Origin of the sequence: Kitasatospora sp. NPDC088779 (genome assembly GCF_040685395.1) — a bacterium.
Taxonomy (GTDB): Bacteria; Actinomycetota; Actinomycetes; order Streptomycetales; family Streptomycetaceae; genus Kitasatospora.
The window spans coordinates 17,456-38,136 of record NZ_JBFBHW010000072.1 but is presented as its reverse complement, the minus strand read 5'-3'; the positions used below and the strand labels follow the sequence as shown (position 1 = coordinate 38,136).

Annotated in this window: 20 protein-coding genes; 15 read left to right on the top strand and 5 right to left on the bottom strand. The window is 70.9% G+C overall.

Features of this window, described 5'->3' with window-relative positions:
* Positions 1-150 precede the first annotated feature (150 nt).
* The 7 genes from AB0P03_RS37955 to AB0P03_RS37925 all read left to right on the top strand — a co-directional run bounded on the left by AB0P03_RS37955 (position 151) and on the right by AB0P03_RS37925 (position 8,555).
* Positions 151-999: an enhanced serine sensitivity protein SseB C-terminal domain-containing protein gene (locus tag AB0P03_RS37955; protein ID WP_363633247.1), complete on the top strand. Its 849-nt coding sequence runs from the start codon at positions 151-153 to the stop codon at positions 997-999.
* A 117-nt stretch (positions 1,000-1,116) separates the two neighbouring features.
* Positions 1,117-2,040, top strand: coding sequence for an enhanced serine sensitivity protein SseB C-terminal domain-containing protein (locus AB0P03_RS37950; RefSeq protein ID WP_363582090.1), 924 nt, complete (start codon positions 1,117-1,119; stop codon positions 2,038-2,040).
* A gap of 442 nt (positions 2,041-2,482) precedes the next feature.
* Positions 2,483-3,472, top strand: a complete 990-nt coding sequence (locus AB0P03_RS37945) for an ABC transporter permease (RefSeq protein WP_363582092.1) — start codon at positions 2,483-2,485, stop codon at positions 3,470-3,472.
* Between the two features lie 51 nt (positions 3,473-3,523).
* Entirely contained in the window at positions 3,524-5,299 is a 1,776-nt protein-coding gene (locus AB0P03_RS37940) for an ABC transporter substrate-binding protein (protein ID WP_363582094.1), read from the top strand.
* A gap of 100 nt (positions 5,300-5,399) precedes the next feature.
* A complete protein-coding gene (locus tag AB0P03_RS37935; RefSeq protein ID WP_350884652.1) occupies positions 5,400-6,410 on the top strand; it encodes an ABC transporter permease in 1,011 nt (336 codons plus the stop codon).
* Complete coding sequence (locus AB0P03_RS37930; protein ID WP_363582098.1) at positions 6,407-7,477, top strand: ABC transporter ATP-binding protein; 1,071 nt, start codon at positions 6,407-6,409, stop codon at positions 7,475-7,477. Before AB0P03_RS37935 ends, AB0P03_RS37930 begins: the two co-directional genes overlap by 4 nt.
* Positions 7,478-7,511: 34 nt before the next feature.
* Positions 7,512-8,555: a dipeptide ABC transporter ATP-binding protein gene (locus AB0P03_RS37925; protein WP_363619267.1), complete on the top strand. Its 1,044-nt coding sequence runs from the start codon at positions 7,512-7,514 to the stop codon at positions 8,553-8,555.
* 121 nt (positions 8,556-8,676) lie between these two features.
* Here the strand turns inward: AB0P03_RS37925 and AB0P03_RS37920 are convergent, their stop codons facing one another.
* Positions 8,677-9,948: an MFS transporter gene (locus tag AB0P03_RS37920; RefSeq protein ID WP_363633245.1), complete on the bottom strand. Its 1,272-nt coding sequence runs from the start codon at positions 9,946-9,948 to the stop codon at positions 8,677-8,679.
* Positions 9,945-11,150 (bottom strand): cytochrome P450, encoded by a 1,206-nt coding sequence (locus AB0P03_RS37915; RefSeq protein WP_363633243.1) that lies wholly within the window; start codon positions 11,148-11,150, stop codon positions 9,945-9,947. Before AB0P03_RS37915 ends, AB0P03_RS37920 begins: the two co-directional genes overlap by 4 nt.
* Before the next feature lie 627 nt (positions 11,151-11,777).
* Between AB0P03_RS37915 and AB0P03_RS37910 the strand changes: the two genes are divergently transcribed.
* Entirely contained in the window at positions 11,778-12,437 is a 660-nt protein-coding gene (locus AB0P03_RS37910; RefSeq protein ID WP_363582106.1) for a trimeric intracellular cation channel family protein, read from the top strand.
* Here the strand turns inward: AB0P03_RS37910 and AB0P03_RS37905 are convergent.
* Positions 12,343-13,131 carry an IclR family transcriptional regulator gene (locus AB0P03_RS37905; protein WP_363619264.1) on the bottom strand — a complete coding sequence of 263 codons (789 nt, stop codon included), beginning with the start codon at positions 13,129-13,131 and terminating at the stop codon, positions 12,343-12,345. The genes AB0P03_RS37910 and AB0P03_RS37905 overlap by 95 nt on opposite strands.
* Before the next feature lie 280 nt (positions 13,132-13,411).
* Here AB0P03_RS37905 and AB0P03_RS37900 point away from each other — a divergent pair, with 280 nt between their 5' ends.
* Together AB0P03_RS37900 and mnmA are read left to right on the top strand one after the other, a co-directional pair.
* Entirely contained in the window at positions 13,412-14,593 is a 1,182-nt protein-coding gene (locus AB0P03_RS37900) for a cysteine desulfurase family protein (RefSeq protein WP_363582110.1), read from the top strand.
* Positions 14,594-14,644: 51 nt separating this feature from the next.
* The gene (gene mnmA, locus AB0P03_RS37895) at positions 14,645-15,781 is read left to right on the top strand and encodes a tRNA 2-thiouridine(34) synthase MnmA (RefSeq protein WP_363633241.1); all 1,137 of its coding nucleotides are present in this window, start codon (positions 14,645-14,647) and stop codon (positions 15,779-15,781) included.
* A 46-nt stretch (positions 15,782-15,827) separates the two neighbouring features.
* On the opposite strand, the gene AB0P03_RS37890 is transcribed toward mnmA, so the two are convergent.
* The gene (locus AB0P03_RS37890) at positions 15,828-16,481 is read right to left on the bottom strand and encodes a hypothetical protein (protein ID WP_363633239.1); all 654 of its coding nucleotides are present in this window, start codon (positions 16,479-16,481) and stop codon (positions 15,828-15,830) included.
* Between the two features lie 41 nt (positions 16,482-16,522).
* A complete protein-coding gene (locus tag AB0P03_RS37885) occupies positions 16,523-17,017 on the bottom strand; it encodes an ATP-binding protein (protein ID WP_363633238.1) in 495 nt (164 codons plus the stop codon).
* 143 nt (positions 17,018-17,160) lie between these two features.
* Between AB0P03_RS37885 and AB0P03_RS37880 the strand changes: the two genes are divergently transcribed.
* From AB0P03_RS37880 to AB0P03_RS37860, 5 genes are all read left to right on the top strand, one after another.
* Positions 17,161-17,673 (top strand): NUDIX hydrolase, encoded by a 513-nt coding sequence (locus tag AB0P03_RS37880; protein WP_363633237.1) that lies wholly within the window; start codon positions 17,161-17,163, stop codon positions 17,671-17,673.
* Between the two features lie 108 nt (positions 17,674-17,781).
* Positions 17,782-17,937, top strand: a complete 156-nt coding sequence (locus AB0P03_RS37875; RefSeq protein ID WP_363582124.1) for a hypothetical protein — start codon at positions 17,782-17,784, stop codon at positions 17,935-17,937.
* Between the two features lie 227 nt (positions 17,938-18,164).
* Positions 18,165-19,142, top strand: a complete 978-nt coding sequence (locus AB0P03_RS37870) for a hypothetical protein (protein ID WP_363633235.1) — start codon at positions 18,165-18,167, stop codon at positions 19,140-19,142.
* A 288-nt stretch (positions 19,143-19,430) separates the two neighbouring features.
* Entirely contained in the window at positions 19,431-19,955 is a 525-nt protein-coding gene (locus AB0P03_RS37865; protein WP_363633233.1) for a TIGR00730 family Rossman fold protein, read from the top strand.
* A 13-nt stretch (positions 19,956-19,968) separates the two neighbouring features.
* On the top strand, positions 19,969-20,658 hold the full coding sequence (locus AB0P03_RS37860; RefSeq protein WP_363582130.1) for an SDR family oxidoreductase: 690 nt from the start codon (positions 19,969-19,971) through the stop codon (positions 20,656-20,658).
* Positions 20,659-20,681: the final 23 nt, after the last annotated feature.

The window sequence follows — 20,681 nt, the reverse complement described above, 5'->3', positions numbered from 1 at the left end:
CCAAGCACACCTACTCGAACTCCTCGGCATAGACGAAACCCGACCCCGCTGGCTGGAGACCTAAAACCCCATGTGCGAAGTCCGGGCCTAGACTGCTGCGCGTCGGCGCAGCAGAGGGCGGCCGACCGGCAGAGGGCGGATCAGGCGCGCATGGGGTACCCGGTGGAGCAGCAGCAGGGGTGGGGCGGGCCGGAGTCGGCGCCGCCGGGCGGCGGGTGGCCGGCCAACGAGCTGGAGCAGGTGCTGACCGCCGCGCTGGGCGATCCGGGTGCGACGCCGCGGGTGATCGAGGTGCTGGCCCGCAGCCAGGTGTGGATCCCGCTGCCGGCCGGCGGCGACCCGCGGGGGCCCGCGCTGGACCTGCCGACCATCGAGCTGGCCGGCGAGCCGTACGTGCCGGTGTTCTCCTCGCAGGAGGTGTTCCTGCGGCAGGCGCCGGGGATGGCCTTCGCGGTGGCGCCGGTCTGGGAGTTCGCCCGCGGGCTGCCGCTGGGCGTGGGCATCGCGGTCAACCCGGAGGCGGCGGTGGGCATCCCGGTGCCGCCGCAGGGTGTGGCGGAGCTGCGGCGCGGCCCGCGCGAGGAGCGCCTGGCCGACCAGGAGCAGAGTCAGAACCAGAACCAGAACCAGAACCAGGGACAGGGACAGGGCCCGGAGGCGCCGACCGGTGGCCGGGTGGCGCTGCGCGAGCCGGTGCCGGGGGAGGACCCGGAGCACTTCCTGGCCGCCTGCCGGGCCGAACTGTCCGCTCTGCCCGGAGTGTTGACCGCGCGCCGGGCACTCGCCAGCATCGAGGGCGAGCCGACCGTGATGTTCGTGGGCGTCCAGCTGGACCAGACGGCCCCGGCCGACCCCGGCGCGGTGAACGAGGCGCTCGGCCGCGCGCTGGGAACCGCGCCGCTGCCGGGGGGCGTCCACCTCGTACTGCTCGATCTCGCCGATGACCCGGTGGTCGAGTGGCTGCTCACCCGGGTACTCCCTTTCTACGCGCGGGGTTGAGCGGGGTTCGTATCGGAGGCACGTCGCCGTGGCGGTGGCCGGTGCCGCGCCATAGGGTGCGTGCAGACGGCCGACGGGTCGGCAGGCTTGAGGAAAGAGGCGCGGCGAGGTGGGCGCATGAGTGCGGGAGCGGTAGCGGGCGGTGCACCGGGGCCCTGGGGCCAGGCACCCGCCGGGCGCCCCGGAGCGGATCCGGGCGCGCTGGAGCGCGCCCTGCGCGAGGTCGCGCCGGAGCGCTACGAGGCGTACGAGCAACTGCTGCACGCACTGGCGGACGGCCAGGTCTGGATGCTGCTGTGGCACGGTGCGCCGGGCAGCGCTGACGCCCAGTACGGGAACATGGAGATCAGCGGCCACGGCTACGCGCCGGCCGTCACCTCGTCCGAGCAGTTGGCGTCGTCCGGCTGGGCGCGGGCCCACGAGGTCATCTCCGGGCGGGAGATCGCCGCTTCGCTGTACCGGACCCGCTGGGGCCTGTGGCTCAACCCGCACGCGCCCGGCGGCGGGGTCGGGGTGCCCTGGGCGGACCTGCGGCGGATCGCCGCGGGCCTGGAGCGGCTGCCGGCCGGGCCGTTGAAGCTGAGCGAGCCGCAGCTGAACGCCCAGCCGTTCTTCGCGCTGCTGGAGCGGCAGGCCGGTGAGGTGCGCGCGGTGCGGGCGCTGCGCCGGGCCTGGGTGCAGCCGGCCGTGGGGGAGCCGTACCTGGCGATCGGCCTGGAGCTGTACGAGAGTTCACCGCCGGCGGTGGAGGCCGTGCGGGCGCTGATGCAGCGGGCGATCGCGGTGGCCCCGGAGGGGCTGGCGGTGTCCACGGTGGCGATGGCGGACGAGTACGACCCGGTGGCGCTGTGGATGCGGGCCCATGCGCGCCCGTTCTTCGATCGGGAGGCGGGGCGGCCGCCGACCGGCCCGTACCCGCCGGTGCCGCCTCCGCCGTACCCCGCGCAGCAGGGGCCGGGCTACGGCTACGGCACGCAGCAGCCCGCGCAGGGCTGGACCGGGCAGCCGCAGCAGCCGTGGCCCGGATACCCGGGGCGCTGACAACCAAAACCTTTTTCCAGAAGCCGACTTGATCTTGCATCAGGTCGGCTTCGGTGCTTTCCGGACGAACTTCCGGCCGTTACCGTCGATCATCTTGACATGCCAGTTACAGCCGTGTGAAGAGGGATATGCCGAAGACGGAGGAGGTGCATGCGCACAGATCACAGTTGGGCATCTGTCGGTTGTCAGGGCTGGCGCAAGCCAGTTCGGATGGCAGAGAGTTCTGCGCAACGCACCGCGCGTACTGGGAACCCCACGAAGGTGAACGCGCACGCCGACCGCCAGAACCACGCGAAGCCCATCCTGCGTTGGGGCAGTACCCGTGCACGACGTACTGCCGCGAACACCCGTTCCAAGCACCTCCGCACGTCCGCAGCCGTACCGCCGAACCGGTGACCGGCGCCCGTGGGCCGGCCACCGTCGGCGAGGGGACCAACTGACCATGACCGCACCCATCGCAACCACCGGGAACGAACCGGAGGCACCCGCCCCCGCGAGCCCGGCCAAGAAGATCGAGGGCCGCTCCCTCGGCCAGATCGCCTGGACCCGCTTCAAGCGCGACAAACTCGCCGTCGCCGGCGGCGTCGTGGTGATCCTGCTGATCCTGCTGGCCGTACTGGCCAAGCCCATCGAGGCCCTGTTCGGCCTCGACCCCGACGCCCTGAACCAGGACCTGCTCGACGCCAACCTGGGCGGCATCCCGCTCGGTGACTGGGGCGGGATGAGCTGGGACCACCCGCTCGGCGTCGACCCGCTCCAGGGCCGCGACCTGCTCTCCCGCGTGATCGAGGGCTCCTGGGTCTCCCTGCTGGTCGCCTTCGGCGCGACCCTGTTGTCGAACACGATCGGCACCGTGCTCGGTGTCATGGCCGGCTACTACGGCGGCTGGGTGGACACCGTGATCAGCCGCGTCATGGACGTCTTCCTCGCCTTCCCGCTGCTGCTCTTCGCCATCGCGATCTCGACCTCGCTGCAGGGCGGCGCGTTCGGCCTGCACGGCCTCCCGCTGCACATCATGGTGCTGATCTTCGTGATCGGCTTCTTCAACTGGCCCTACATGGGCCGGATCGTGCGCGGACAGACGCTGTCGCTGCGCGAGCGGGAGTTCGTCCACGCGGCCCGCAGCCTGGGCGCCCGCGGCCCGTTCATCCTGTTCAAGGAACTGCTGCCGAACCTGGTCGGTCCGATCCTGGTCTACTCGACCCTGCTGATCCCGACCAACATCCTCTTCGAGGCGGGCCTCAGCTTCCTCGGCGTCGGCATCCAGCCGCCGCAGGCCTCCTGGGGCGGGATCCTCCAGGACGCGATCAAGTACTACCAGGTGGACCCCCAGTACATGGTGGTCCCCGGTCTGGCGATCTTCCTCACCGTGCTCGCCTTCAACCTGCTCGGCGACGGGCTGCGTGACGCCCTCGATCCCAAGAGCAACTGACGCAACGTCAGGCCCTCCCTCCTTCCCATCCTCAAGGGGTTGATCTCACCCATGCGCAGGTCCCGTACCGTCGCCCTGACCGCGGCGGCAGCCGCCGCGGTCCTGATCGTGACCGGCTGCACCTCCGGCAGCAAGGGCTCCGGCTCGTCCTCCTCCGCCAGCGGCAGCAGCGCCGGTGGCGGCGGTGCCGACGCCGCCACCAAGGGCATCGTCAACGCCTCGGACAAGAAGGGCGGGACGGTCACCTACGAGATGAAGGGCGCCCCGGACTCCTTCGACCCGGGCAACACGTACTACGCCTACATCTACAACTTCTCGCGCCTGTACGGGCGTCCGCTGACCACCTTCGCCCCGGGCGCCGGCTCGAACGGCAACAAGCTGGTCCCGGACCTCGCCGAGAGCCTGGGCAAGGTCAGCGCGGACGGCCTGACCTGGACGTACAAGCTGCGCGCGGGCCTGAAGTTCGACGACGGCACCCCGATCAGCTCGAAGGACGTCAAGTACGCCGTCGAGCGCTCCAACTTCGCGCCGGACGTGAACTCCAACGGCCCCACCTACTTCCACGACCTGCTGGTCGACAACGAGACCCCGTACCAGGGCCCGTACAAGGACAAGACCGGCGGCCTGAACTCGATCGAGACGCCGGACGACCAGACCATCGTCTTCCACCTGAAGCAGCCGTTCGCGGACTTCGACTACCTGGTCGGCTCCCCGCAGACCGTCCCGGTCCCGCAGGCCAAGGACGACGGCGCCGGCTACGTGAAGCACGTGGTCGCCTCGGGTGCCTACAAGTTCGAGTCCTACGAGGACGGCAAGCAGCTCACCCTGGTGCCGAACACCAACTGGGACCCGAGCACCGACCCGATCCGCAAGCAGCTCGCGGACAAGATCGTGGTCCGGATGGGCATGGAGCAGTCCACCATCGACAAGGACCTGATCGCGGGCAACGCCCAGGTGGACCTGGTCGGCAGCGGCGTCGACCCGCAGACCCAGGCGCAGATCCTGCAGAACCAGAAGCTCAAGGCGAACACCGACAACGCCTACGGCGGTCGCCTGGCGTACGTCGCGATCAACACCAAGGTCGCGCCGTTCGACAACCTGGAGTGCCGCAAGGCCGTCCAGTACGCGATCGACAAGGTCTCCGTGCAGACCACGCTCGGCGGCCCGATCCGCGGCCAGATCGCCAACACGGTGATCCCGCCGGACGTCCCGGGCCACCAGGACTTCAACACCTGGGCGACCAACGGCAACAAGGGTGACGAGGCCAAGGCCAAGGACGCCCTCAAGGCCTGCGGCAAGTCCGACGGGTTCAGCACGGTGATCACCGCCCGCACCGAGCGCGACCCGGAGGTCCAGGCCGCGACTGCGATCCAGGCCGCGCTGAAGAAGATCAACATCAACGTCGAGATCCAGAAGTACGCGCAGGGCAAGTACTTCTCGGACGCCGCCGGTGTCCCGCAGTTCACCCAGGACCACAACATCGGTCTGATGATGATGCAGTGGAGCGCCGACTGGCCGACCGGCTACGGCTTCCTGCAGCAGATCTCCGACGGCCGCGCCATCAAGGCCTCCGGCAACAGCAACCTGGCCCAGCTCAACGACCCCGAGGTCAACAAGCTGCTCGACGACGCCATCACCAACACCGACCAGTCGGCGCGCGAGAAGATCTACGGCCAGATCGACAAGAAGATCATGGACCAGGCGGTCTACGTCCCGCTGACCTACTTCAAGGTCTTCCTGTACCGCCCGGACAGCGCCACCAACCTGGTGTCCACCTCGGGCTTCTCGGGTGAGTACGACTACCTGAACATCGGCACCACCAAGTAAAGAGCCTGGCTCCACATCCCTGAAGGCAGGTGAAGGCAGCGGCCGCCCGCCGCCGTCCGGAAGACCCCGGACGGCGGCGGGCCGCCGGAGCCGCCCAACTGTGTTTGCCTACATCATCCGCAGGATCTTCGCGGCCGTCGTGCTGCTGCTGGTGGTCAGCGCTGTCACCTTCGCGATCTTCTTCCTGCTCCCGCGCATCGCCGGCGAGACCACCGACCAACTGGCCACGCAGTACGTCGGGAAGAACCCCTCCCCCGAGGCGATCGCCGCGGTCAAGAAGAACCTCGGGTTCGACCAGCCGCTGTACACCCAGTACTGGAACTTCCTCAAGGGCCTGGTCAGCGGCGCCGAGTACAAGTTCGGCCCGGACCCGGTCACCTGCCACGTACCGTGCTTCGGCTACTCCTTCAAGAACCACCTGGAGGTCTGGCCCGAGCTGATCAAGCGCGTCCCGATCACCCTCTCGCTCGCCGTCGGCGCGGCCGTGCTCTGGCTGGTCTCCGGCGTCGCCACCGGCGTCGTCTCCGCGCTCAAGCCGCGCTCGGTCTTCGACCGGATCGCCATGGGCATCTCCCTCGCCGGCGTCTCGCTGCCGGTCTTCTTCACCGGCGCGGTGCTGCTCACCCTGTTCAGCTACGAGTGGCCGATCCTGGACAACCTCCAGTACGTCGACTTCGCCGACGACCCGCTGATGTGGGCCCGCAACCTGATCCTCCCGTGGATCTCGCTGGCCTTCCTCTACTCCGCGCTCTACGCCCGGCTCACCCGCGCCGGAATGCTGGAGACCATGAGCGAGGACTACATCCGCACCGCCCGGGCCAAGGGCCTGGTCGAGCGCAAGGTCGTCGCCCGGCACGGACTGCGCGCCGCGCTGACACCCGTCATCACCATCTTCGGCATGGACCTCGGACTGCTCCTCGGCGGCGCCCTCATCACCGAGCAGGTCTTCTCGCTCCAGGGCGTCGGCGCCTTCGCCGTCCAGGCGATCGCCGACAACGACCTGCCCAAGATCCTCGGCGTCACCCTGCTCGCCGCCTTCTTCATCGTCGCCTGCAACCTCGTGGTCGACCTCCTGTACGCACTCGTCGACCCCCGGGTGAGGCTCTCGTGACCGAGCTCCAGAAGACCGAGGCGGTCGCCGCCCAGGCCCCGTCCGGCGACCCCTTCCTCTCCGTCCGCGACCTGCGGATCCACTTCGACACCGACGACGGCCTGGTCCGCTCGGTGGACGGGGTCAGCTTCGACCTGCACAAGGGCCGCACCCTCGGCATCGTCGGCGAGTCCGGCTCCGGCAAGTCCGTCACCTCGCTCGGCATCATGGGCCTGCACCGCACCAAGCGGGCCCGGATCACCGGCGAGATCCGGCTGGACGGCGAGGACCTGATCGCGGCCGGCCCCGAACGGGTGCGCCAACTGCGCGGCCGCGAGATGGCGATGATCTTCCAGGACCCGCTGACCGCGATGCACCCCTACTACACCGTCGGCGCGCAGATCGTCGAGGCGTACCGGGTGCACCACCCCCAGGCGTCCAAGAAGCAGGCCCGGGCCCGCGCGGTCGAGATGCTCGACCGGGTCGGCATCCCGCAGCCCGACCGCCGGGTGGACGACTACCCGCACCAGTTCTCCGGCGGCATGCGCCAGCGCGCCATGATCGCCATGGCGCTGGTCAACGACCCCTCGCTGCTGATCGCCGACGAGCCCACCACCGCCCTGGACGTCACCGTCCAGGCGCAGATCCTGGACCTCATCCGCGACCTCCAGGACGAGTTCGGCTCGGCCGTCATCATCATCACCCACGACCTCGGGGTGGTCGCCGAACTGGCCGACGACATCCTGGTCATGTACGGCGGCAAGTGCATCGAGCGCGGCCCCGCCGAGACCCTCTTCGACGCGCCCGAACACCCCTACACCTGGGGCCTGCTGGGCTCCATGCCGCGCCTGGACCGCGAACTCCAGGACCGCCTCGTCCCGGTCAAGGGCACCCCGCCCAGCCTGATCAACGTGCCGTCCGGCTGCGCCTTCCACCCGCGCTGCCCGTACGCCGACCGGACCGGCGGGCGCTCCGCGAGCGAGCTCCCGGTGCTGGCCGAAGCCTCGCCCGGCCACTACGCGGCCTGCCACCTCCCGGCCGCCGAACGGCACCGCATCTTCGCCGAAGAGATCGCGCCCCGGCTGTGAGCCCGGCCTCGTACCACCTTTCTGGAGAGAACCGATGACGGACACTCAGGCAGCCACGGCCACCGCGCCCGCGCCCGCCCCCGACCGCGAGCCGCTGCTCCGGGTGACCGGCCTGACCCGGCACTTCCCGATCCGAGGCGGACTGCTGCGCCGCCAGACCGGTGCGGTGCGGGCCGTCGACGGCATCGACTTCACCGTCAACGCCGGTGAGACGCTCGGGGTCGTCGGCGAGTCCGGCTGCGGCAAGTCGACGATGGGCCGACTGGTCACCCGGCTCGACGAACCGACCGGCGGGAAGGTCGAGTTCGAGGGCACCGACATCACCCACCTGGGCGTCGGCGCGATGCGGCCGCTGCGCCGCGACATCCAGATGATCTTCCAGGACCCGTACTCCTCGCTCAACCCGCGGCACACCGTCGGCACCATCGTCGGCGCGCCGTTCCGGTTGCAGAAGGTGGAGCCCGAGGGTGGCACCAAGAAGGCCGTCCAGGAACTGCTGGAACTGTGCGGGCTCAGCCCCGAGCACTACAACCGCTACCCGCACGAGTTCTCCGGCGGCCAGCGCCAGCGCATCGGCATCGCCCGGGCACTCGCCCTCCGGCCGAAGATGATCATCGCGGACGAGCCGGTCTCCGCCCTGGACGTCTCCATCCAGGCCCAGGTGGTCAACCTGCTGGACGACCTCCAGCGCGAACTCGGCCTGACCTACCTGATCATCGCGCACGACCTCTCGGTGGTCCGGCACGTCTCGGACCGGGTCGCGGTGATGTACCTCGGCAAGATCGTCGAGATCGCCGACCGCGACTCCCTCTACGCGAGCCCGCTGCACCCGTACACCAACGCGCTGATGTCCGCGGTGCCGGTGCCCGACCCGCGCCGGCGCCAGCGGGCCGGCCGCGAGCGGATCCTGCTCACGGGCGACGTCCCCTCGCCGATCAACCCGCCCAGCGGCTGCCGCTTCCGCACCCGCTGCTGGAAGGCCCAGGACGTCTGCGCCGGCCAGGAGCCGCCGCTGACGGCGCTGAAGACCGGGCACGAGGTGGCGTGCCACTTCCCCGAGCTGGGCGAGGGGAAGTAGGGCGTGGGCCCACGCGAACGATGCGCCGCACCGGAACACCGGCTTTGATCAGCCGGTCGTTCCGGTGCGGCGCATCGTGGCGTCCGGGGCCCTCATCCCGGTTGGGGCGGTGCGGTGTTGATCACGCGTCAGGGTCGGGGCCCTTGCCGGTGGGCAGCCGGGTCGCCGCAGGCATCGCGAGCCCGGCCGCGAGGAAGACGGCCGCCAGCGCCACCCACCCGTACTGACCGGCCCCGACGACCGCGACCAGGGCGACCGGCGCGGCCACATTGGCGGCTCCGCGGCCGATGGCCAGGACGCCCTGGTACTGGCCGGTGGCGTGCTCGGGAGCGAGCTGGAAGCTGAGCCCCCATTCGCCGGAGACCTGGTACATCTCCCCCCACGTGTGGGCGATCATCCCCAGGCCGAGGATGCCGGTCGCGACCAGGGCGTTCCCCCAGCCTGCGACGCCGTACAGCAGGCAGGCGCAGCCGAGGAAGAACCCGCCGAGGCGGGAGATCCGCCCCCACAGGCCCGGGGTGGTGTCGTTGCCCTTGGAGCTCACCTGGACCTGGAAGATCACCACCAGGACCGTGTTCAGGACGATCAGGGCGCTGAACAGCCAGGCGGGTGCCTTGGTGTGGGTGACCAGCCACAGCGGAACGGCGATCTCCATGAGGGCGCCGTTCAGCGACAGCACGGCGTTCAGCCCGGTGAACCGCAGGTACCGGAGGTCCTTGAGCGCTGCTCCCAGCGGCTGCTTCTCGATGTGCGCGGGAGGCGGATGCCGTACGGGCATCCGGTTCAGCACGAGGGCCGACCCCGCGTAGGCCAGCGCCGCGACGACCACCATCGCCTCGTACGCGGCCCGGGTGTCCAGGTACAGGGCCAGGCCGGCGGCTCCCGCGCCGAGTGAGATCCCGATGTTGCTCACGACCTGCTGGTGCGCGCGCGCGGTCACCCGCTCCTCGGCCGAGGCGATCAGGGACACCAGGGCGGGCAGGACCGTGCGGCAGCCCCGCTGCACGACGCCCACCGCGCACGCCGTGACGGCGAACGGCCAGAAGGAGCCGACGGCCAGGTAGCACAGCACCGCCGGCCCCGCGGCGACGGTGAGGACGAGCAGGACCCGCCGCGGCCCGATGCGGTCGGAGAGGTGTCCGATCGGCAGGGCCGCCAGCAGGCCGGCCAGGCTGGCAACCGTGAGCCCGATGCCCACGTCCACCATCCGCAGACCCACCACCCGGGTGAAGAACAGAACGCTGACGGTGGCGAACAGCCCGTCCCCGAGGGTGGTCAGGAACGTGGACAGCGTCAGTCCGCGCACCGGCCCGGCCGGCGGGACCGCCCTGGCGAGGGCCAGCCGGGCAGCGCTCGTCCGGGTCGGGGGAGCCGTCGTATCCGTTTTCGTCACGTGGCGGCAGCCGCCTGGAAGGTGACCGGCAACGTCGCCAGGTAGCGCATGGTCGCGGTGCGCTGGCGCAGTGGCTCCCCGGTCATCCGCAGGCGTGTGGGGCGCCGCAGAATGGCCTTGATCAGCGCCTGCAGCGTCACCTGGGTGAACAGGTTTCCGACGCAGGTGTGCGGGCCCCGGCCGAATGCCATGTGCTGATTCGGTGTCCGGTCCAGAATGATTTCGTCGGGACGGGTGAATTTTTCGGGATCGCGGTTTGCCGCGCCGAAAAGCACCACGACGACGTCTCCGCGCTTGAGCTGGACGGATCCGACGACGACGGGCTCGGTGACGATGCGGCTGGTCCCCTGAACCGACGCGTCGTAGCGCATGAGTTCGTCGAAACCACTCGACAGCAGCGCCGGGTCGCGCATCGCCTCGAATTTGTCGGGGTTCTCCAGCAGCGCCAGCATGGCATTTCCGGCACCGGCGACGATCGAGCTGTAGCCGGACTGGAAGACGACCCGCACCGTGTTCCGGACGAAGGAATCGGCGACATCCACCTCGGCACGGTTGCCGGCGACATGGGCCAGCAGTCCGGGGCGCGGATTGGCCGTGAACCAGGACTCGACCATTTCGCTCAGTCGGCCGCGCGCCTCGATGCCGAGTTTCCTGAGTTCCGTACCGGTCTCGATTCCGTCCCCGGCGGTTTCGGGCGCCAATCCGGCGTCCATGCTCCGCACGATGGCATCCGATATCGCGGCGAAGGTCCTGACGTCCGGCTGCTCGATGCCCATGAGCTCCGAGATGGTCGCCAGGGCGAGCGGCTCGACGACCTCCGACATGAGATCGAACTCCGCCCTGCCCTCCAGGCCGTCGAGCAGCGACCCGACGAGGGCCTCGCCCTGCTCGCCGACGGCCTCCAGGTCCTGGGCGCGCAGGGCGTTCATGAAGAGGCTGCGGAGCGGGCCGTGGTCCGGCGGGTCGAGGGTCTGGAGGCTCAGCCACGGCTCGGAGACCGACTCGCCGGCACGCCGCCAGTCCGTCGCGAACACCGCGGGGTCCTGCAGCACCATCTGGCAGTCGCGGTACCGGGTCAGCACCCAGCTCTGCATCTTCTCGTGCCAGTGCACAGGCTCCGACGCGCGCAGCTCCGCGTAGACCGAATAGGGATCGGCGAGAGTGGAGCTGTCGAGGGGGTCATAGCGGACCGGGAGTTTCATGGACAATTCCTAGGATTCTTGAACGGCCTATGAGGCCCATGTTCCCGCTGGGCCAAGAGCGTGCGCCGGACCCGGACGCATCCGGGTCCGGCGCCAATTCTCGCCGACGATACCGGGCTCTGCCGCGGTTCGGGCAATATAATTAGTCGTTGTAACGCATGGAAATTCACCTACCCGAGCTAAATGTCCCGGCCATTGGCGCGGACTGTCGACGTTCGGACATCGGGGATGCCGGTGCAATCGGCATCAGGGATTTCAGTCGTTGTAGCGCACGGAAGTCTCCTCTCCGGTTGTTCATGTTCGAAGCCCCAGTGCTTCTCTCGATGGAAATGAAACTACCACCGGCATTCGGCCCCGTCCATGAGTTATTTCCGGGATCAATTTCCCAAACCAGCCAACCCGGGCAAAGGGTGCATCGAATTCGGGAGGGAAATGAGAATTGTATTCTCCATACCGTACGACCCGCAGTATTTCGCGAATATGTCGAAATTTGGTGTTCACGTCAACTCTGCGCAGAGTGTCCGGACCGGCGGCGGTCGTCGCCCGGGCCCGCGCGTCCGAGGCGGGGCCACGGACCGCGGCCGTACGCGGAGGGGGGAAGGGTTTCGTACGGGGCATAGTTGTTCGGTGACCTCGCAGATCTTCCCCTCCGACGTGCAGCAGTCGCTGGACCTCGTCGGCATCTTCGTCTTCGCCCTCTCCGGGGGGCTGCTCGCCGTCCGCAAGAACATGGACATCTTCGGCATCGCGGTGCTGGCCGAGGTCACCGCGCTCGGGGGCGGCGTGATCCGGGACCTGGTGATCGGGGCGACGCCCGTCGCGGCGTTCAGCAACCTCGGGTACTTCATCACCCCGCTGGTCGCCGCGCTGGTGGTGTTCTTCCTGCACCCCGAGGTCGAGCGGATCAACCGGGCGGTGCAGACCCTGGACGCCCTCGGCCTCGGCCTGTTCTGCGTCACCGGCACCGCCAAGGCGCACGACTACGGGCTCGGCGCGGTGTCGGCCGTCGCACTCGGCATGGTCACCGCGGCCGGCGGCGGGGTGATCCGCGACGTGCTGGCCGGCGAGATCCCCTCGCTGCTGCGCTGGGACCGGGAGATCTACGCCGTCCCGGCCCTGGTCGGCGCCGCCCTGGTGGCGGTGCTGATCGGCGTCGACCGGCTGACCGGCGCCACCGGCACCGCCGCCGCGCTCACCGCCTTCGGGCTGCGGATGCTCGCGCTGAAGTACGGCTGGCGCGCCCCGAGGGCCTGGCACCGCAACGGTTCTCGCACCAGCGAGGAGTAGGCGAGCCGCCGTACGCGAGCGAGATCGCCTCCGCCGTGCAGAGCAGTTCCGGCACCATCCGGGCGAGTTCGGCCGGCGGCACCTGGCTCGCCGGGGCGCTCAGCGCGCAGGCCGCGACCGTCCGGCCGCCGCTGCCCGCCACCGGCGCGGCCACGCACGTCACCGGCTCCCGGTGCTCGGCCGACTCCGCCGCCCAGCCCCGCAGCCGCACCGCCGCCAGTTCGGCCGGCAACTCCTCGTCGGGGGTGCCGTCCTCGGGCAGCCCGGCCAGCAGCACCCGGCCGATCGCCGTCCCGCCGGCCGGCGCCCGCCGCCCGATCCGGGACGCCCGGGCGGTGCCCGGCCCGGCCCAGCTCCCGGCCACCTCGTCCAGGTACAGCACCTCGCCGTCCTGGAGCACGGCCAGCTGGACGGTGTAGCCGCAGCGCGCGTTGAGCGCCGCCAGGTACGGCGCGGCGACCTGCCGGACGTCGATCTCCTCCAGCGCCCGGTGGGCCAGTGAGAGCACCCGGCCGCCGAGGCGGTAGCGCAGATCGGGCTGGCGCTGCGCGAAGCCGTGCTCCTCCAGGGTGCGCAGCAGCCGCAGCGCGGTGGACTTGTGCACCCCGATGCTGGTCGCGGCCTGCTCCAGGGAGACCGGCCCGTCGCCGAGCGACCCGAGCAGGGTCAGGGCGCGGTCGACCGACTGCGACATGGCGCACCGCTCCTGTCCGCGCCGATGGGAAGTGAGAGTGGGACGTGATCCCGGGCCGTGCCCGCGGGCCGGGCCGGGGCCCGTCCGCGGGAAGCGTTCGTCAGGCTAACCGCTCGCCCGCGCGGTGGGTCAAACGGGTGCCGGACACCGGTGTCCGGTGGGCGCGCGGTCCGGGAACCGCCCGGGCGACACCCGGGAGTCGTCCGGTGGACGTCCGGTGGCCGGATCGGTGCGCACACCGGGACGGGGCCCGGGGAGTGCCCTCTACAATCGGATGGTTATGCCATACCTGGACCATGCGGCGACCACGCCGATGCTGCCCGAGGCGATCGCCGCGATGTCGGCGCACCTGGGGGTGGTCGGCAACGCCTCGTCCCTGCACGCGGCCGGCCGCCGGGCCCGCCGGGTGGTCGAGGAGGCCCGCGAGTCGCTGGCCGACTCGCTGGGCGCCCGCCCGAGCGAGATCGTGCTCACCGGCGGGGGCACCGAGTCCGACAACCTCGCCGTCAAGGGCCTGTACTGGGCCCGCCGGGACGCCGACCCGGCCCGCACCCGGGTGCTGTGCAGCCCGGTCGAGCACCACGCGGTGCTGGACGCGGTGCACTGGCTCTCCGAGCACGAGGGCGCCGACGTCGAGTACCTGCCGGTCGACCTGCTCGGCCGGGTGCACCCGCAGGCGCTGCGCGAGGCGATCGAGCGGGACCCGTACTCGGTCGCGCTGGTCACCGTGATGTGGGCCAACAACGAGGTCGGCACCGTCCAGCCGGTGCGCGAACTCGCCGCCGTCGCGGCCGAGTACGGCATCCCGATGCACGCCGACGCGGTGCAGGCGCTCGGGCAGGTCCCGGTCTCCTTCGCCGAGTCGGGGCTCACCGCGCTCACCGTCACCGGACACAAGATCGGCGGACCGTTCGGCATCGGCGCGCTGCTGCTCTCGCGCGGCGCCGCGCCCGTCCCGCTGCTGCACGGCGGCGGCCAGGAACGCGACGTCCGCTCCGGCACCCTGGACGCGCCCGCCGCCGCCGGCTTCGCCGCCGCCGCGGCCCTCGCGGTCGAGCGCCAGCCGGAGCACGCGGTCGTGCTCGGCGCGCTGCGCGACGAGCTGATCGCCGCCGTGCTGGCCACCGTCCCCGCCGCGGTGCTCAACGGCGACCCGGCCGCCGAGGGGCGGCTGCCCGCCAACGCGCACTTCTCCTTCCCCGGCTGCGAGGGCGACGCGCTGCTGATGCTGCTCGACGCCCAGGGCATCGAGTGCTCCACCGGCTCGGCCTGCTCGGCCGGGGTGCCGCAGCCCAGCCACGTACTGCTCGCGATGGGCGTCGACCCGGCGCTGGCCCGGGCCTCGCTGCGGTTCTCGCTCGGGCACACCTCGGTGCGCGAGGACGTGACGGCGCTGGTCGAGGCGCTCGCCCCGGCCGTCCAGCGGGCCCACAACGCGGGGCTGGCCTCGGTGCGGCGGTAGTTCCTCCGGGCGGCCGGGCATGGACGGCGGCCCCGTACTCTTGTAGTCACCATGACTGACTTCCCGGGTGCCCCGACCGCTCCGTCCACCGGCCGTCTGCGCGTGCTCGCGGCGATGTCCGGCGGCGTCGACTCCGCCGTCGCCGCCGCCCGCGCCGCCGAAGCGGGGCACGAGGTGACGGGCGTCCACCTGGCGCTGTCCGCCAATCCGCAGTCCTTCCGTACCGGGGCCCGCGGCTGCTGCACCATCGAGGACTCCCGGGACGCGTGGCGGGCGGCCGACGTGATCGGCATCCCGTTCTACGTCTGGGACCTCGCCGAGCGCTTCCGCGAGGACGTCATCGACGACTTCGTCGCCGAGTACGCGGCCGGCCGCACTCCCAATCCCTGCCTGCGCTGCAACGAGAAGATCAAGTTCGCCGCGCTGCTCGACAAGGCGATCGCGCTCGGCTTCGACGCGGTCTGCACCGGCCACTACGCCCGGATCGTCGACCTGCCGTCCGGGGAGCGCCAACTGCACCGCGCCGTCGACGCGGCGAAGGACCAGTCGTACGTCCTCGGCGTGCTCGACGCCGACCAGCTCGCCCACTCGCTGTTCCCGCTCGGCGACACCACCAAGGACGCCATCCGCGAGGAGGCCGAGCGCCGCGGCCTGGCCGTCGCCAAGAAGCCGGACAGCCACGACATCTGCTTCATCGCCGACGGCGACACCCAGGGTTTCCTGGCCAAGCACCTCGGCACCGCCACCGGCGACATCCTCGACGCCGACGGCACCAAGCTCGGCGAGCACGACGGCGCGTACGGCTTCACCATCGGCCAGCGCAAGGGCCTGCGGATCGGCCGCCCGGCGGCGGACGGCAAGCCCCGCTACGTGCTCGACATCTCGCCGGTGAACAACACCGTCACCGTCGGCCCGATCGAGGGCCTGGACGTCACCGGGCTCACCGCGATCCGGCCGCGCTGGTGCGGCACCGAGCCGCTCGCCGACGGCCGGTACACCGCCCAACTGCGCGCCCACGGCGAGGAGGTGCCGGTCTCCGCCTCCGTCGTGGACGGCGAGCTGCGGGTGCAGTTGGACAGCCCGGTGCGCGGCATCGCCCCCGGCCAGGCCGTGGTGCTGTACGACGGCACCCGCGTCGTCGGCTCGGCCACCATCGCCGGCACCGAGCGGCTGGCAGTCCGGGCGTAGTCCGGCTCTGAGTGCCCGGCCGTCCGGTGCGGACGGCCGGGCTCGCTCAGTGCTGCGGGACGGGGTTGCCCGGGGAGTCCAGCCAGACGTGCTGGCCCTCCAAGGTGACCGTCAGGCCGAACCGCCCGCACCCGGGGCGGCCCTGGTCCGCCCACCACCGGTAGGCCGCTTCCAGCTCATCCCAGAGGTTCCGGGGGCCGGACTGGTACACCTCGTACCTCGTGCGGTCGCGCTCGTAGTCGGCGGAGGCCCAGGAGAGGGTGTCGCGGCTGTAGAGCCACAGTGTGTAGGCGTCGTTGTCGTAACGCTCTGTCCGCCAGAACGTACCGGGTACGCCGGATCCGATGACGAACTGCTCGAACCACCCGCCCGTGGCCCGAGGGGACAGACTGGTGGTGCTCCGCACCCCGTGTGCTGGCCACCCCTTCCCGTGCAGGTAGGCGTCGAACGACGGCCGGTCCGTGCGCTGGTGGCGGAGTCGCATGAACGCGGAGCCTCGGGTGAACTTGCCGCTCGCGCTGGTCCCGTCGCCGTTCACGGTCAGACGGATGATCTGCTCGCCGCCGTACTCGGTGCCGAACGGGGCGACGATGATTCCGCCGGGGGCCGTCTGTTCCAGCCATGCGGGAGGGATCTCCAGCAGGGAGCAGGTGGCGATGATCCGGCTGTAGGGGGTGTCGTCCGGCGGCTGCCGGCTCATGGGGAGGTCGGCTTGGGCGTCGGGAGGTCCGCGTGCACGACCTACCCGAACGGGCGGGGGCTGGCGCCCCAACGGCCCTCGGTGAGCCGGTGGACCATCGCCAAGCCTCGACCCGACGTGGCGTCGGGCCCGGCCTGGATCATCACGGGCATCGAGCAAGAGCCGTCACCGACGAGGATGCGGATGATTCGGTCGCTCGGGCGGCGCACGGCGACAATCATGCGCGTCTGACAGCCGGTCCTGACGGCGTTGGTGGCCAACTCGCTGGCGATCAGGGAGGCATCGTCCACCAGATCGTCCGACCCCCACTCCCGCAGCTTCGCCACGACGAACCGACGCGCGGCGCCCACCGACTCGGCCTGGTACGGCAGGCGGATGGTCGTCGGTGTGGTGAAGCGAGCGGTATCCGGTGTAGCGACGGCAGTCAGCAGCGTTTCCCCAGTGCAGCCGATCAACTTGGTCGGCAAAGCGGTGAGTGGAGACATCAGGATTCGCTCCCGTGGATGGATCAGGGCGGCTGATGCCGAGTCGTCCATCAGATGGATGGCCTCGGTGAACTCTTCGGGCGGTACCGCGAGTACGGCCCGGTGCGTGAATACCTGGCACGATTCGATGAGGCGCGCAGAGCCCGGCTGCTCCTGCTCGCCGACATCATCCCGTCGCCTCGGGGAGGTTCAACGTGAGACCCGCACCCACCGACACCGATGCCTGGCACGCCTACCTCGCCGAGGGCAATGCCCGGCAGGCTCGCAAGCGCGTCTCTGCGGACGTGATCCTGCGCGACCAGGCTGGTCGCATCCTGACCGTCAACCCGACCTACAAGGAGGGTTGGGACCTGCCCGGAGGGATGGCTGAGGCCAATGAGTCGCCGGACGAGGCCGCAGTGCGGGAACTGCGCGAGGAACTGGGCCTGGAGATCACGGTCCACCGCCTGCTGGTCGTGGACTGGGTTGCCCCGCACGGCCCGTGGGACGACCAGATCGCGTTCATCTTCGACGCGGGCACCCTCTCGTCCGACCTGGCCGCGCGGGTGCGGCCGCACGACGACGAACTGTCCGAGGCCGTCTTCCTGTCCGCGCCGGAGGCCGCCGACCGGCTGCGAACCCGCCAGCGGAACCGGCTGAACGCGGCTGTGAGAGCGATCGCGGATGGCGGCTCACGGTATCTGCGGGACGGGGTGGAGACGTGGTGATGGATCCGGGACAGGAGAAGGACGGCCATGGTTGAGAACGGCAGGCAAAGGGCGCGGCGGGTACCTCTTCGAGGCGGGGATGCTCAAGCGGGCGAAGCGGTCGGGCTGGTGGATCGCCGGGGTGAAGGATCCCGAGACCATCGCGGAGCACTCCTGTGGATCGACAGCAGTCTCGGCAGCCTCAAGACCGAGTCCGCCCGCCAACTCGCCGAGGCGGCACTGTCGATGACCTCGCTGGAGTGGCAGCAGGCCTACCTCGCGTAGCGTGCATCCCGAACTCATGCGCGAGCACTCGCCGCAGTGAATTCATGACTGTCCGTCAAATCCGCTGATCTGTCGGCGTAAACTGCAATGGCCACCGCCCAGTTGGGCGGTGGCCATTCCCGCGTACGCCCGTAAACTTGGCGGTTCCGGCGCACGCGCATAACACCTCGGCCAGTATGCCAGCCCGGACGCGCTCCGGCTCGCATATCGGCCACGAAAGGCCGAACGTGCCCGTCGCCGTCACCACCGAAGCCCTCGCCCTCTCCCGCCCCACCGGCACCCCGCCCGCCAACGAGTTCCGGGTCCGCATCGGGCAGTGGATGCAGAGCGTCCCGACCGGTGGGCCCTGGAAGTCCCTCGGGCCGTCCTTCGTCCTCTTCCTCATGCACGCCGCGCAGAAGGCCGACGCGGACGGGACCAACCTCCACTGCCCGCCGTCCAACCTCTGGTTCTCCCGGGCCTGCCGGGTCTCCAAGGACTCCGTCCCCGGCTTCTACCGGGCCGCCGAGGCGGCCGGGGTCATGGCCCTCGTCCACGGCCCCTCCGGCACCCGGGTTCGCGGCTACGCCGTCACCGTGCCCCTGGGCGGCGTCCCCGACTGGGACGCCGCCCTCGCCGTCCTGCGCGCCGACGCCCGGCGCGTCAAGCAGGAGCAACTCCGCTGCGCCGCCGGTAAGTCCGCACGTGCGGAGTCGGTGAAGTCCGCACCTGCGGCGCTGCCGAGGCCGCGCTGCGGCGAACGGAAGTCCGCACGTGCGGAGCCGGACAAATCCGCACGTGCGGGCTCGTCGCTCCGCACGTGCGGACGCAACCAGGAAGTCCCTTACCAGGACAAGAAGATGGTTGCTGTTGTAGTGACGGGTGCCACTCCGCGCGCGAGCGAACAGCCCGCACCGGCACCGCTGCCGCCGCCGCCCGACCCCACGGGCTGGGAGCGGATGACCGAGCACCTGCCGCCCGACCTCCAGGAGCCCGCCCGCGCCGTCCCGGAGGACGACCTGCTGCGCCGGTTCACCACCATGGCCGTCCGGGCGGGCTGGGCGTCCCCGGGTTGGCTGGCCGCCCGCCTGGCGTCCCACCGGCCCGAGAACACGCCCGGCGCCGACCCCGCGGACCGTCTCGCAGCCGGTCTGGTCGCCGTCCTGGGTGTCCTCTCGGACCGACACGCCCACCCGGGCCGGGGGCTCCTGCCCTCCTGCGCGTGAGCAGCAGTGCCGGCCAAGGGGGACGATCACCCTGTCGACCCGGCCGGATCGAACGCTCCTGGCATACTCGGAGTGTCGGCTGCGCGGCTTCCTCGCACGGGACAACGTGACTGCCCGGGCCCGGGAGGTGGACTGCTACCAGCTCTCAGCAGCCCGAAGGCCGAATCGGCAACTCGCCGCGGCCGCCGGCACACCCTCCGGAGAGGACGGCATGATGCTCGGAGGAGGCTGGCCGAGGCCTAAAGCCGGTGAGTGAGTGCGCCGGGGCGTGATAGACCAGATGGCACTATGAACATCACAGTCTTCTGCTCCGCGTACTCGCTCGACGACCGCTACACCGCCCCCGCCGCCGAGTTCGCGCGGCTCCTCGGCGAAGGTGGCCACACCCTGGTGTGGGGCGGGTCCAACGCCGGGCTGATGGGGCTGCTGGCCGACGAGGTGAAGGCGGCCGGCGGGAAGCTGGTCGGGGTGCTGGTCGAGATGCTCAAGCACAAGGGGTACGTCGGCGCCGACGAGCTCGTCATGACCCGTGACCTGGCCGAGCGGAAGGCGGAGCTGGCGGCCCGGGCGGACGCGATCGTCGTGCTCGTGGGCGGGCTGGGCACCCTCGACGAGGTGACCGAGGTGCTGGAGCTCAAGAAGCACGGCATGTTCGACAAGCCGGTGATCGTCCTGGACACCGAGGGCTTCTACGCGGGCCTGCGCACGCAGATGGAGCGGATGGACGCCGAGGGCTTCCTGCCCCGCCCGCTCGCCGAGCTGATCCGGTTCGCCGACACCCCGGCCGAGGTCTTCGCGCAGCTCAAGGCCTGAGAGGATCACCACCATGGCCACTCATCTGATCACCGGCGCCGGCTCCGGCATCGGCGCCGTCCTCGCCGAACGCCTCGCCGAGCGCGGGGACGACCTCTGGCTGCTGGCCCGCGACGCCCGCCGCGCCGCCGAGCTGCGCGAGCGCTTCCCCGGGGCGAAGACCCTGGTCGGGGACCTCGGCGACCCGGCCAAGCTCTCCTGGGCCTTCGGCCACCAGGCGCTGCCCGTCGAGCTGGACTCCGTGCTGCACGTCGCGGGCATGGTCGAGCTGGGCACGGTCGGCGACCTGTCGGTCAAGGCCTGGCAGGAGACGCTGAACGTCAACCTGGTCGCCCCCGCCGAGCTGACCCGGCTCCTGCTGCCCTCGCTGCGCCTGGTCAAGGGGCACGTGGTGTTCGTCAACTCCGGTGCCGGGCTCTCCGCCCATGCCGAGTGGTCGGCCTACGCGGCGAGCAAGCACGGCCTCAAGGCGCTGGCCGACGCGCTGCGCCAGGAGGAGCACCCGAACGGCGTCCGGGTCACCTCGGTCTACCCGGGCCGCACCGCCACCGCGATGCAGGCCAAGGTGCACCAGCAGGAGGGCAAGGCCTACGACGAGGACCGCTGGATCGCCCCCGAGTCGGTGGCCAAGGCGATCCTCGCCGCCCTCGACGCCTCCCGTGACGCGGAGCTCACCGACATCACCGTCCGCCCGGGGCGCTGAAACGCGCGGGGCGCCGCGCACTA